At 58.8% G+C, this 13,151-nt stretch carries 7 protein-coding genes; all 7 read left to right on the forward strand.

Annotated features, from left to right (window positions below):
• The 7 genes from rplA to rpoC all read left to right on the forward strand — a co-directional run bounded on the left by rplA (nt 1) and on the right by rpoC (nt 13,087).
• Nucleotides 1-699: a 50S ribosomal protein L1 gene (gene rplA / locus AB4X18_RS11185; protein WP_432816600.1), complete on the forward strand. Its 699-nt coding sequence runs from the start codon at nt 1-3 to the stop codon at nt 697-699.
• Between the two features lie 172 nt (nt 700-871).
• Nucleotides 872-1,819, forward strand: coding sequence for a glycosyltransferase family 2 protein (locus tag AB4X18_RS11190; protein ID WP_370400158.1), 948 nt, complete (start codon nt 872-874; stop codon nt 1,817-1,819).
• Nucleotides 1,820-2,129: 310 nt separating this feature from the next.
• Nucleotides 2,130-2,642, forward strand: coding sequence for a 50S ribosomal protein L10 (gene rplJ, locus AB4X18_RS11195; protein ID WP_370400159.1), 513 nt, complete (start codon nt 2,130-2,132; stop codon nt 2,640-2,642).
• A gap of 77 nt (nt 2,643-2,719) precedes the next feature.
• Nucleotides 2,720-3,094 (forward strand): 50S ribosomal protein L7/L12, encoded by a 375-nt coding sequence (rplL, locus tag AB4X18_RS11200; protein ID WP_370400160.1) that lies wholly within the window; start codon nt 2,720-2,722, stop codon nt 3,092-3,094.
• 63 nt (nt 3,095-3,157) lie between these two features.
• Nucleotides 3,158-4,336, forward strand: a complete 1,179-nt coding sequence (locus AB4X18_RS11205) for a glycosyltransferase (RefSeq protein WP_432816601.1) — start codon at nt 3,158-3,160, stop codon at nt 4,334-4,336.
• 286 nt (nt 4,337-4,622) lie between these two features.
• On the forward strand, nt 4,623-8,762 hold the full coding sequence (gene rpoB, locus AB4X18_RS11210) for a DNA-directed RNA polymerase subunit beta (protein WP_432816602.1): 4,140 nt from the start codon (nt 4,623-4,625) through the stop codon (nt 8,760-8,762).
• Nucleotides 8,763-8,839: 77 nt separating this feature from the next.
• Nucleotides 8,840-13,087 carry a DNA-directed RNA polymerase subunit beta' gene (gene rpoC, locus AB4X18_RS11215; protein ID WP_370400162.1) on the forward strand — a complete coding sequence of 1,416 codons (4,248 nt, stop codon included), beginning with the start codon at nt 8,840-8,842 and terminating at the stop codon, nt 13,085-13,087.
• Nucleotides 13,088-13,151 lie beyond the last annotated feature (64 nt).

Raw genomic sequence — 13,151 nt, forward strand, 5'->3', positions numbered from 1 at the left:
ATGGCAAAACTGGGAAAACGTACCACCGCCGCCCGCGAGGCATTCGCCGGCAAGGAAGATGTGACAGTTGAAGAAGCGGTCGCGCTGATCAAGGCGAACTCCAAGGTGAAATTCGATGAGACCATCGAGATCGCGATGAACCTTGGCGTTGATCCACGTCACGCAGACCAGATGGTCCGCGGCGTGGTTGGCCTGCCCAACGGCACCGGCAAGACCATGCGCGTTGCTGTCTTTGCCCGCGGTCCGAAAGCCGAAGAAGCCGAAGCGGCAGGCGCGGACATCGTCGGCGCAGAGGACCTGATGGAAACCGTGCAGTCCGGCAAGATCGAATTCGATCGCTGCATCGCGACCCCGGACATGATGCCCATCGTGGGGCGTCTGGGTAAGGTGCTTGGCCCGCGCAACCTGATGCCGAACCCCAAGGTGGGGACGGTCACCATGGATGTCGCGGACGCCGTGAAGGCAGCCAAGGGCGGTGAAGTACAGTTCAAGGCCGAAAAGGGCGGTGTCGTCCATGCGGGTGTTGGCAAGCTGTCCTTCGACGAAGGCAAGCTGGTCGAAAACGTGCGCGCCTTCATCGGTGCGGTCGCAAAGGCCAAGCCATCGGGCACCAAGGGCACCTACATGAAAAAGATCAACCTCAGCTCCACCATGGGCCCCGGAATTTCCGTGGCCGTTGAGGATGCGGTCAGCGAGTAATCGTTCCGCCGCCCTGCCACGTGATGTGGTGCGGGTGTGACACTTGATCAGGAAAGGCGGGTCCATGCGGCTCGCCTTTTTGCATTTGGGCAGGACGCAAGTCAGGTTCTGGGACAGGTGAGAGGAGGCGAGCCGTGAGCAGAGCCGCACAGGGGTGCAGGAGGGCGATATCATGCTGACCGTAGGGTGCGTCCTGCGCGAAACGCTGTCGGTGACCCTGCATTTCGTTGCCTGGTATCTGCGCGAGGGGGCGGACCGCATTTTGCTGTGCTTTGATGATCCTGCCGACCCGGCCATCGCGGTGCTGAAAGACCATCCGCAAGTGCAATGCGTCCCCTGCACCGAAGACTTCTGGCTTAGCATCGGGATCAATCCCGCCGTACGTTTTGCCCGCCGCCAGAACCTTGTGATGAGCCATTTCTACAAGCAGCAAGGCGACGGCTGGTTCTTTTATGTGGACGGGGATGAATTGCTGCATCTGCAGGGCAGGACCCTGGCGCAGGAGCTGGACGCGACGCCCGGTGCCGTGCGCGCGGTCACCTTTTTGCCTGCGGAGAACATTCAAAGCCCTGAGTTGGAAGGGGCGGATCAGTTCAGGCTGGTTATGTCGCGCGAGGCTGTTCGGCGCATCTATGGTGATCAGGCGGGTCTGATGCAGAAGCGTCAGGGTCTAAGCGGTCATACCGTGGGCAAGACTGCCAACCGCGCCGGGCAGGCGGGTCTGGTGATGCGCCAGCATTTCATGCAGCACCCTGATGGCACGGTCGTGATGGACCGGGTTCTTGGTCCGGAGGAAGGCGCGTACCTGCTACATTTTTTTGATCAGGGGTTCGATATCTGGCGGGCCAAGCTGCCGTGGCGGTTGGCTTCAAGCGGTTTTCCGGGGCGTATCAAGACGGTTTTGACCGAGATACTGGAGGGTAACGACCCAGAACCGGCCCTTCGCGCGTTGTACGATCAGATCCATGTGTTTGATAACGCGCGGCTTGCAACGCTGTCGGAGTGCGGCGCGCGGTTTGCCTTGCGGCTTGATCGCGAGGCGCTGATCGCCGCACATTTCCCGGCGGTTTCGGAGGTATTGGAAGCGACAGTGCGTTATGCTGCCGATGATCAACCCTGACGCGGTATGGCATTTTGGCTGGAATCAAGGCTTTGGGGGTTGGAAAATTCCAGACAAGGGGCTATGCCCGCCTGAGGTAGTGAGAGCGCGATTCGTCGCGCTCTTGTTGCTTTTCGTCCGAGACGGTGGGTGCCGGTGATTTTACCGGCATAATTCCTGCCTGAGACGGGAAACGGCATATTTTCTTCGGATCGGCATTTCCTGCCATCCGCAGCGATGCGCAAGACCCCGTAAGGACCCGAAATGTCGGGACCGCAAGTTCCGGCAAAACTGAGCCGGAGGGGCAACCCTCCCTTACTGGAGTGAAACTGTGGATAGAGCACAAAAAGAACAATTGGTCGACGAACTCGGCCAGATCTTTGAAAGCTCTGGCGTGGTTGTGGTTTCCCACTACACCGGTTTGACAGTTGCAGAGATGCAGGACCTTCGCGCACGTGCGCGTGACGCGGGTGGTGCTGTGCGTGTTGCAAAGAACAGGCTCGCCAAGATTGCCCTTGAGGGAAAGCCATGCGAAAGCATCGCCGACCTTCTGACGGGCATGACCGTTCTTACCTATTCCGAGGATCCTGTGGCTGCGGCCAAGGTTGCTCAGGAATTCTCCAAGGAAAACCCGAAGCTGGTGATTCTTGGTGGTTCCATGGGGGAGAACGCGTTGGACGTCGCCGGTGTCGAAGCCGTGTCCAAGATGCCTTCGCGGGAGGAGCTTATCTCCACCATCGCGGGCATGCTGGGCGCACCTGCATCGAACATCGCCGGGGCCATTGGCGCACCTGCAAGCAATATCGCATCCATCTTGTCCACGATCGAGGACAAGGCGGCCTGAAGCGCAACATCGTCAAACCGGCGGGTGGCAGATTGCACGCGTTGGAACACACATATCGTTAACGGAAAGAGCTAAACATGGCTGATCTGAAGAAACTGGCAGAAGAGATCGTTGGTCTGACCCTGCTTGAAGCACAAGAACTGAAGACAATCCTCAAGGACGAATACGGCATCGAGCCCGCCGCTGGCGGCGCTGTGATGATGGCGGGTCCTGCTGATGGTGGCGGTGCCGCCGATGAGGAAAAAACCGAATTTGACGTCGTTCTGAAGAACGCGGGCGCATCCAAGATCAACGTGATCAAGGAAGTGCGCGGCATCACCGGTCTGGGCCTGAAAGAAGCCAAGGACCTGGTCGAAGCCGGCGGCAAGATCAAGGAAGGCGTGGACAAAGCCGAAGCAGAAGACGTCAAGGCAAAGCTGGAAGCAGCTGGCGCCGAAGTCGAGCTGGCCTAAGAAACGACAGACGGCCGGGCAATCGCCCGGCTGTTTTCCTTTCGGGGTAAGAGATCGGTGGCAATGTCAAAGCCCAGCATGCTTATGATTGCGCCGGCCCCGGCCGTCCTGGATGGCGCGGACATCCGTCTTGACGGCAAATTCGCAAGCGGGATGACAACGCAGGCGGGACACTTCCCCGGCCCATTCGACTGCATTTTGCGCGCCTTCGATGGCAGCCTTCCTTTTACAACCGAGATATATGATCCCAAGGTCCATCCCTTTGGTTTGACCGTGTTGGCCCCCGACGCGCCGGTCACGGCGGAGCATCTTGCAGGTTATGACGTTCTGCTGTGCAGCGCGGACGATGATCGTAACCTGGGACTGACGGGGTTGCTGCAGGGGCAGAAGACCAAACTGGTCGCGACGCTGGAATACACGCTTGAGACACGCCGACAGATCAGCGCACTGGAGCAGCACGGCAACCCGCTGCGCCGCATCATCCGCGATGTGCGGCTGCGCCTGAGGGAGCAGAAGCGCAACGCTTTCCTGCACGCGATGGATGCGCTTCAGGCGAATGGCTATCCGGCCTACGAGGTCTGCAAGTCGATCAATGACGATACGCTGCTGTTTCTTGACAACAGAATGACGCGGGACATGTGTGCCACGGCAGCGGAAATGGCTGCGCGTCGTGACAGGCTGCTGCGGGGTGATCCGCTGGCGCTGGTGTTTTCAGGGCGATTGGAGAGGATGAAGGGCGCACATGACCTGCTGCCCGTTGCAAAGCTGCTGGATGCGCGCGGCGTTGCATTCGAACTGGATATTTATGGCGAAGGCAGCCTTGTGCCCGCGATTGAGTCGGAGATTGCAGCGGCGGGGCTTGGTAAGCGGGTCAGATTGCACAAATCGGTGGATTTCGAGACGGTTCTGGTCCCGGTCTTGCGCGACCGGGCTGACGTTTTCCTGTGTTGTCATCGGCAATCGGATCCGTCGTGCACCTATATCGAATCCATGGCCTGCGGGTTGGCGGTTGCGGGATTTGCCAATGACATGTGGCGTGATCTGCAAGAACAATCAGACGGTGGGTGGACCTGCCCGATGGGAGATCACGTTGCGATGGCGGATTTGCTGGCAACGCTGGATCAGGATCGTGCAGGGGTCGCCGATGCCTGCCAGCGGGCGCTAGATTTTGCGGCTGATCACGACTTTGACACTCTGAGCAGGGAGCGTATGGCGCATCTTTCAGCCCTGGCGATGCAATGAATCGGAATTTGTCAAGCTCTGTGTGTTGAAAGCCGGGAGGTCAGTTGCTATGTGAAACATCCATGCGCAATCTGATTCGGTAGCCCCCTGCTTTCAGACCACTAAAAAAAATCGAATTGTCCTATCAAAGCTCAGTCGAGGCTGAGCTTTGATAGGACCATTGTGTCGTTTCGGGTGAAGAACTGGTGGGAAGTTCTTCTGGTATGGAAACGTCACGGTCCACATCCGGCACTGGCTCGGTCGCCCCATCCGAGCCCTTTGCACCAAAAACGGAGAATCACCACCTATGGCTCAGTCTTTCCTCGGTCAGAAGCGCCTTCGTAAATATTATGGCAAAATCCGGGAAGTTCTGGAGATGCCGAACCTCATCGAGGTTCAGAAATCCTCCTATGATCTGTTCCTGAACTCGGGCGATGCGGAAACCCCCACCGATGGCGATGGCATCCAAGGTGTGTTCCAGTCGGTCTTCCCGATCAAGGACTTCAACGAAACATCCGTTCTGGAATACGTCAAGTACGAGCTGGAAAAGCCCAAGTACGACGTGGAAGAGTGCCAGCAGCGCGACATGACCTATTCCGCGCCGCTGAAGGTCACCCTGCGTCTGATCGTGTTCGATGTGGATGAAGACACAGGTGCGAAATCCGTCAAGGACATCAAGGAACAGGACGTGTTCATGGGCGACATGCCCCTGATGACGCCCAATGGCACGTTCATCGTGAACGGGACTGAGCGTGTGATCGTGAGCCAGATGCACCGTTCCCCCGGTGTGTTCTTTGATCACGACAAGGGCAAGACGCATTCCTCCGGCAAACTGCTGTTCGCCTGCCGCATCATCCCATATCGCGGGTCATGGCTGGACTTCGAGTTTGACGCGAAGGACATCGTGTTCGCGCGCATCGACCGTCGCCGCAAGCTGCCTGTGACCACGCTGCTTTATGCGCTGGGCCTTGATCAGGAAGCGATCATGGATGCTTATTACAACACGATCAGCTACAAGCTGAAGAAGAACAAGGGCTGGGTTGCCCCGTTCTTCCCCGAGCGTGTGCGCGGCACGCGCCCGACCTATGACATCGTGGATGCGAAATCCGGTGAGGTTCTGTTCGAAGCGGGCAAGAAAGTCACGCCGCGCGCGGTCAAGAAACTGATCGACGAAGGCACCGTGACAGAACTGCTGCTGCCGTTCGATCATATTCAGGGCAAGTTTGCGGCCAAGGACATCATCAACGAGGAAACCGGCGCGATCTATGTCGAGGCGGGCGATGAACTGACGCTGGAATACGACAAAGACGGCGAACTGATCGGCGGGACGGCCAAGGAACTGGTGGATGCGGGTATCACCAACATTCCGCTTCTGGACATCGATAACGTCACTGTCGGCCCCTACATGCGCAATACCATGGCGAACGACAAGAACATGAACCGCGATACCGCGCTCATGGACATTTACCGCGTCATGCGTCCGGGCGAGCCGCCCACCGTTGAAGCGGCATCTGCGCTGTTCGACACGCTGTTCTTTGACAGCGAACGCTATGACCTGAGCGCAGTTGGCCGTGTGAAGATGAACATGCGTCTGGCGCTCGACAAGGAAGACACGCAGCGGACGCTGGACCGCGATGATATCGTGGCCTGCATCAAGGCGCTGGTGGATCTGCGCGACGGTCGCGGCGACATCGACGACATTGACCACCTCGGCAACCGTCGTGTGCGCTCCGTTGGGGAACTGATGGAGAACCAGTACCGCGTCGGCCTTCTGCGGATGGAGCGTGCGATCAAGGAACGCATGTCTTCCGTTGAGATCGACACGGTGATGCCGCAGGACCTGATCAACGCGAAGCCTGCTGCGGCGGCTGTGCGTGAATTCTTCGGCTCCTCGCAGCTGTCGCAGTTCATGGACCAAACCAACCCGTTGTCCGAGGTCACGCACAAGCGTCGCCTTTCGGCGCTTGGGCCAGGTGGTCTGACACGCGAACGTGCGGGCTTTGAGGTGCGCGACGTGCATCCAACGCACTACGGTCGGATGTGCCCGATTGAAACGCCGGAAGGGCCGAACATCGGTCTGATCAACTCTCTGGCGACGTTTGCGCGTGTGAACAAGTACGGCTTCATTGAGACGCCCTATCGCGTCGTCAAGAACAGCACGGTGACCGATGAGGTTCACTACATGTCCGCGACCGAGGAAATGCGTCACACCGTTGCGCAGGCCAACGCGAACCTTGATGCCAACATGAAGTTCGTCAACGAAATGGTTTCCACCCGTCAGTCGGGTGACTATACGCTGGCACCTACGGAAAACGTTGATTTGATTGACGTTTCACCCAAGCAGTTGGTTTCTGTCGCGGCCTCATTGATCCCGTTCCTTGAGAACGACGATGCGAACCGCGCCTTGATGGGCTCCAACATGCAACGTCAGGCTGTGCCCTTGCTGCAGGCGGAAGCGCCACTTGTGGGTACAGGCATCGAAGAAGTCGTGGCACGGGATTCCGGGGCGGCTTATATGGCCAAACGTGCTGGCGTCATCGACCAGGTCGATGCGTCACGTATCGTGATCCGGGCCACCGAGGACCTTGAGCTGGGTGATGCGGGCGTGGACATCTACCGCATGCGCAAGTTCCAGCGTTCCAACCAGAACACCTGCATCAACCAGCGTCCGCTTGTGAAGGTGGGTGAGACGGTGACAAAGGGTCAGGTGATCGCCGATGGTCCATCCACGGACATGGGTGAACTGGCGCTGGGCAAGAACGTGGTGGTCGCGTTCATGCCTTGGAATGGCTATAACTATGAGGATTCCATCCTGATCTCTGAGCGGGTTTCCCGTGACGACGTCTTCACCTCGATCCACATCGAGGAATTCGAAGTCGCCGCCCGTGATACCAAGCTGGGGCCAGAGGAAATCACCCGCGACATTCCAAACGTCGGTGAAGAAGCGCTGCGCAACCTCGATGAAGCGGGCATCGTGTACATTGGCGCGGACGTGGAGCCGGGCGATATTCTGGTCGGCAAGATCACACCAAAGGGTGAAAGCCCGATGACGCCGGAGGAGAAACTCCTGCGCGCCATCTTTGGTGAGAAAGCGTCGGACGTGCGCGATACATCGCTGCGGGTGAAGCCGGGTGACTTCGGCACGGTTGTCGAAGTGCGCGTGTTCAACCGCCACGGTGTTGAGAAAGACGAACGTGCGTTGCAGATCGAGCGTGAGGAAGTCGAACGCCTTGCCCGTGACCGCGACGACGAACTGGCGATCCTTGACCGGAACATCTATGCGCGCCTGCGCGAGATGCTGATGGGCAAGGTGGCCGTCAAGGGCCCCAAGGGCGTCAAGGCGAACAGCAAGATCACCGATGAATTGCTGGACGATCAACTGACCCGTGGTCAGTGGTGGCAGCTGGCCTTGGCCGATGAGGACGATGCCAAGATCGTCGAGGCCCTGAACGAGCAATACGAGATCCAGAAGCGGACCTTGGATGCGCGGTTCGAGGACAAGGTCGAGAAGGTGCGCCGGGGTGATGATCTGCCTCCGGGTGTGATGAAGATGGTCAAAGTCTTTGTCGCGGTGAAGCGCAAGCTGCAGCCGGGTGACAAAATGGCCGGCCGTCACGGCAACAAGGGTGTGATTTCCAAGGTTGTGCCGATGGAAGACATGCCATTCCTTGCGGACGGGACACCGGTGGACTTCTGTCTGAACCCGCTGGGCGTGCCGAGCCGCATGAACGTCGGCCAGATCCTTGAGACCCACATGGGCTGGGCCGCGCGCGGTCTGGGCGTGAACATCGATGAGGCGCTGCAGGAATATAAGCGCTCCGGCGATCTGACGCCTGTGCGCGAGGCGATGAGCCTTGCCTACGGCGAAGATGTGTATGCCGAAGGTGTGGAAGGCATGGATGAGGACACGCTGGTTGAGGCGGCAGGTAACGTCACGCGTGGTGTGCCGATTGCAACGCCGGTGTTCGACGGTGCCAAGGAAGCGGATGTGAACGACGCGCTGGTGCGTGCCGGGTTCAACTCTTCCGGTCAGTCGATCCTGTTTGACGGTCGCACGGGCGAGCAATTCGCGCGTCCTGTGACCGTGGGTGTCAAATACCTGCTCAAGCTGCACCACCTTGTGGATGACAAGATCCACGCGCGTTCAACCGGGCCGTACTCGCTTGTCACACAGCAGCCGCTGGGTGGTAAGGCGCAGTTCGGTGGTCAGCGTTTCGGGGAAATGGAAGTCTGGGCGCTGGAAGCCTACGGCGCTGCCTACACCCTGCAGGAAATGCTAACGGTGAAGTCGGATGACGTTGCGGGCCGGACGAAGGTCTATGAAAGCATCGTGAAGGGCGAGGATAACTTCGAAGCGGGCATTCCGGAGAGCTTTAACGTGCTCGTCAAGGAAGTGCGCGGCCTCGGCCTGAATATGGAACTCCTGGATGCGGAGGAAGATGAGTGATCGAGGCGCGGTGCGCAGTAAATGCGCACCTTTCGATCACATATTTCCCCGCACCCTCTGAAACTTGAGGAAACGATATGAACCAGGAACTGACAAACAACCCGTTCAACCCGCTCACACCCCCAAAGGTGTTTGACGAAATCAAGGTCTCTCTGGCGTCGCCGGAGCGGATCCTGTCGTGGTCTTTCGGTGAGATCAAGAAGCCCGAGACCATCAACTACCGCACGTTCAAGCCAGAGCGTGACGGCCTGTTCTGCGCGCGTATCTTTGGCCCGATCAAGGACTACGAATGTCTGTGCGGCAAATACAAGCGCATGAAGTATCGCGGCGTTGTCTGCGAAAAATGCGGTGTGGAAGTCACGCTGCAAAAGGTCCGCCGCGAGCGTATGGGCCATATCGAACTGGCGGCACCCGTCGCGCACATCTGGTTCCTGAAATCGCTGCCATCCCGCATTGGTCTGATGCTGGACATGACCCTGCGCGATCTGGAGCGCGTGCTGTATTTCGAAAACTACGTGGTGATCGAGCCCGGTCTGACGGACCTCACCTACGGTCAGATGATGACCGAGGAAGAGTACATGGACGCGCAGGATGCTTACGGCATGGATGCGTTTACCGCCAACATCGGTGCCGAAGCGATCCGCGAAATGCTGGCGGCGATTGATCTGGAAGCAGAGGCAGAACAGCTGCGCGAGGAGCTGAAAGAAGCCACGGGTGAACTCAAGCCCAAGAAGATCATCAAGCGTTTGAAGGTCGTCGAGAGCTTCCTTGAATCCGGCAACCGCCCGGAGTGGATGGTTCTGACCGTGATCCCCGTGATCCCGCCGGAACTGCGCCCGCTGGTGCCACTGGATGGCGGCCGTTTTGCGACGTCTGACCTGAATGACCTTTACCGTCGTGTGATCAACCGGAACAACCGCCTGAAGCGTCTGATCGAGTTGCGCGCGCCTGACATTATCGTCCGTAACGAAAAGCGGATGTTGCAGGAATCTGTGGATGCGCTGTTCGACAACGGCCGCCGTGGCCGTGTGATCACGGGTGCCAACAAGCGTCCGCTGAAATCGCTGTCCGACATGCTGAAAGGCAAGCAGGGTCGCTTCCGTCAGAACCTTCTGGGCAAGCGCGTCGACTTCTCCGGTCGTTCGGTCATCGTGACCGGGCCGGAACTGAAGCTGCACCAATGTGGTCTTCCCAAGAAGATGGCGTTGGAGTTGTTCAAGCCGTTCATCTACTCCCGGCTGGAGGCCAAAGGGCTGTCTTCCACCGTGAAGCAGGCCAAGAAGCTGGTGGAAAAGGAACGTCCCGAGGTGTGGGATATTCTGGATGAAGTCATCCGCGAACACCCCGTGATGCTGAACCGTGCGCCAACGCTGCACCGTTTGGGCATTCAGGCGTTTGAACCTGTCCTGATCGAAGGTAAAGCGATCCAGCTTCACCCGCTGGTTTGTTCGGCCTTCAACGCCGATTTCGACGGTGACCAGATGGCTGTTCACGTGCCGCTCTCGCTGGAAGCACAGCTTGAAGCGCGTGTCTTGATGATGTCCACGAACAACGTTCTGTCGCCAGCAAACGGCGCGCCGATCATCGTGCCGTCGCAGGATATGATCCTTGGTCTTTACTACACCACGCTGGAGCGTGACGGCATGGTGGGCGAAGGCAAGATCTTTGGCACTGTGGACGAGGTACAGCACGCGCTGGACGCGGGCGAAGTGCATTTGCACGCCAAGATCAAGGCCCGGATCAAGCAGATCGACGACGAAGGCAACGAAGTCATGATGCGCTTTGATACGACCCCCGGTCGTGTGCGTCTGGGTGCGTTGCTGCCGTTGAATGCGAAGGCTCCGTTTGATCTGGTCAACCGTCTGCTGCGCAAGAAGGAAGTGCAGCAGGTCATCGACACCGTCTACCGCTATTGCGGCCAGAAGGAATCCGTCATCTTCTGCGACCAGATCATGACAATGGGTTTCCGTGAGGCGTTCAAGGCGGGCATTTCGTTCGGCAAGGACGACATGTTGATCCCTGACAGCAAATGGACGCTGGTCGATGAGACCCGCGAACAGGTCAAGGACTTTGAACAGCAGTACATGGACGGTCTGATCACCCAGGGTGAGAAGTACAACAAAGTGGTCGATGCCTGGTCGAAGTGTAACGACAAGGTCACCGATGCGATGATGGGCTCCATCTCTGCCGAGCGGACGGATGAGAACGGCGCTGAAATGGAGCCGAACTCAGTCTACATGATGGCGCACTCCGGTGCGCGTGGTTCTGTCACGCAGATGAAGCAGCTGGGCGGTATGCGCGGCCTGATGGCCAAGCCGAACGGCGACATCATCGAGACGCCGATCATCTCCAACTTCAAGGAAGGTCTGACCGTTCTTGAATACTTCAACTCCACCCACGGTGCGCGGAAGGGTCTGTCTGATACGGCTTTGAAAACGGCGAACTCGGGTTACCTGACCCGTCGTCTGGTGGACGTCGCACAGGACTGCATCGTGCGCATGCACGATTGCGGCACCGAAGCTGCGATCACCGCCGAAGCGGCTGTAAACGATGGTGAGGTCGTGTCTTCGCTGGCGGAGCGTCTGCTGGGCCGTGTGGCGGCAGATGACATCGTGAAGCCGGGCACGGACGAGGTGCTGGCCCCAGCGGGTGCGCTGATTGACGAGCGTATGTCAGATGCGATCGATGAGGCGGGCGTGCAATCCGCGCGCATCCGGTCGCCGCTGACCTGCGAGGCCGAAGAGGGCGTTTGCGCCATGTGCTACGGTCGTGACCTTGCACGCGGTACGCTGGTGAACCAGGGCGAAGCGGTGGGTATCATTGCGGCGCAGTCGATTGGTGAGCCGGGCACACAGCTGACGATGCGGACCTTCCACATCGGCGGTGTTGCGCAGGGTGGCCAGCAGTCGTTCCTTGAAGCAAGCCAGGAAGGCAAGATCGTGTTCGAGAACGCACAGACCCTTGAGAACGCCAGCGGCGCGATCATGGTGATGGGCCGGAACATGAAGATGCTGATCGTCGGTGAAGACGGGGCAGAGCGGGCCAGCCACAAGATCGGCTACGGCACGACCCTCTTCGTCAAGGACGGCGACAAGGTGGCGCGCGGCGACAAGTTGTTCGAATGGGATCCCTACACCCTGCCGATCATCGCGGAGAAATCCGGTATGACCAAGTTCGTGGACCTCGTGTCCGGGATCGCGGTCAAGGATGAGACGGACGATGCGACAGGCATGACCCAGAAGATCGTGATCGACTGGCGTGCGGCACCCAAGGGCAACGAGTTGAAGCCCGAGGTCATTCTGGTCGGCGAAGACGGGGAGCCCGTGCGCAACGATGCGGGCAATCCAGTGACCTATCCGATGTCCGTGGATGCGGTTCTGTCTGTTGAAGACGGTACCGAGATCAAGGCAGGTGACGTCATCGCGCGTATTCCGCGTGAAGGAGCCAAGACCAAGGACATCACCGGTGGTCTGCCGCGTGTGGCCGAACTCTTTGAGGCACGTCGCCCCAAGGATCACGCCATCATCGCGGAAATCGACGGCTATGTGCGGTTCGGCAAGGACTACAAGAACAAGCGCCGCATCGCGATTGAATCCTCTGAAGATGCAGACGTGAAGGTCGAATACATGGTGCCGAAGGGCAAACACATTCCGGTTGCGGAAGGTGATTTTGTCCAGAAGGGCGACTACATCATGGACGGCAACCCCGCGCCGCATGACATCCTTTCCATCATGGGTGTTGAAGCACTGGCGGATTACATGATCGACGAAGTGCAGGACGTGTATCGCCTGCAAGGTGTGAAGATTAACGACAAACACATCGAAGTCATCGTGCGTCAGATGCTGCAGAAGTGGGAAATCCAGGAAAGCGGCGATACCACGCTGCTTAAGGGAGAGCACGTCGACAAGCAGGAATTCGATCTTGCCAACGAAAAGGCGGCTGCCAAAGGCGGGCGTCTGGCCAAGGGCGAGCCGATCCTGCTGGGCATCACCAAGGCGTCCTTGCAGACCCGTTCGTTCATCTCTGCCGCCTCCTTCCAGGAGACAACGCGCGTGCTGACCGAAGCATCCGTGCAGGGCAAGCGGGACAAACTGGTGGGTCTCAAGGAGAACGTCATCGTGGGCCGTCTGATCCCGGCGGGTACGGGTGGCGCCACGCAGGCGATGCGCAAGGTTGCACAGGACCGCGACAATGTCGTGATCGAGGCGCGCCGCGAGGAAGCCGAAGCGGCGGCGGCATTGGCCGCACCTGCGGCTGAGGATGGCGACATCGTTGGTGGCGACGTGTTCGACACCGTGATCATGGACGACGAAAGCCGCGAATGATCTGACGCTGAGAAAAGATAGAGAGGCCCCCGCATTCCACCGAATGCGGGGGCCTTTTCATTTG

Source organism: Sulfitobacter rhodophyticola (assembly GCF_041281685.2).
In the GTDB taxonomy this organism is placed as follows: Bacteria; Pseudomonadota; Alphaproteobacteria; order Rhodobacterales; family Rhodobacteraceae; genus Sulfitobacter.

Bases quoted from the DNA above. Each gene is read 5' to 3' on its own strand.
- AB4X18_RS11190 (WP_370400158.1), top strand. From the start codon at position 872: ATGCTGACCGTAGGGTGCGTCCTGCGCGAAACGCTGTCGGTGACCCTG.
- AB4X18_RS11205 (WP_432816601.1), top strand. From the start codon at position 3,158: ATGTCAAAGCCCAGCATGCTTATGATTGCGCCGGCCCCGGCCGTCCTG.
- rplL (WP_370400160.1), top strand. From the start codon at position 2,720: ATGGCTGATCTGAAGAAACTGGCAGAAGAGATCGTTGGTCTGACCCTG.
- rpoB (WP_432816602.1), top strand. From the start codon at position 4,623: ATGGCTCAGTCTTTCCTCGGTCAGAAGCGCCTTCGTAAATATTATGGC.
- rplA (WP_432816600.1), top strand. From the start codon at position 1: ATGGCAAAACTGGGAAAACGTACCACCGCCGCCCGCGAGGCATTCGCC.
- rpoC (WP_370400162.1), top strand. From the start codon at position 8,840: ATGAACCAGGAACTGACAAACAACCCGTTCAACCCGCTCACACCCCCA.